Genomic DNA, 606 nt, shown 5'->3' with positions numbered 1-606 from the left:
GCGCCGCCGCGGGCCCCCCCCGGGCGCCCCTGGGCGGGGGGGGGCCCGGGCCCCCCCCCCCCCCCCCCCCCGCCCCCCCCCCCCCCCCCCCCCGCCACCTGCGCGGCCACGCCGAAGCCATCCTCCGGCGCGATGCCGGCGGAGCGCACGAACCCCTCGGCGCCGAGCAGCAGGGCATGGCCCTCGACGCTGCCGGCGAGGCCACCGCCGGCGCCCTCGGCGAGGTCATCGGGCACCGGCAGCGACCGGCCGCGCGCCTCGGCCGCGGCGACCCGGGCGGCGGAGACCGGGGGGGTGGAGCCCGGCGCCAGCGCGGCGGCCTGGCGCAGCGCCGCCTCCCGCCCCCGCGCCGGGGCGGCGCCCACCGCGGCGTGGCGGGGCCGGCCGGGGGTCAGCGTGCCGGTCTTGTCGAACAGCACGGTGCGCACGCGGGCGAGCCGTTCCAGCGCGCCGCCGCCCTTCACCACGATGCCGCGCCGCGCGGCGCGGCCGCTGCCGGCCCCCCCGGCCCCCGGCGCGGCCCGGGTCCGCGGGCCGGGGGGGGGCCCCCCCCGCCCCCCCCCCGCCCGCCCGGCCCGCGGCGCCCCCGCGCGCCCGGCACCGCCC

General features: G+C 88.1%; 1 pseudogene. It reads right to left on the bottom strand.

The features are described 5' to 3' along the window. Positions 1 to 467: pseudogene (locus AC1MIR_RS26430) on the bottom strand (hypothetical protein); the annotation flags it as partial. Between the last annotated feature and the right edge of the window lie 139 nt (positions 468 to 606).

Source organism: Falsiroseomonas sp. RANM36 (assembly GCF_056682175.1).
The sequence above is the reverse complement of the archived record's forward strand: the minus strand, read 5'-3'. Positions and strand labels throughout refer to the sequence as shown.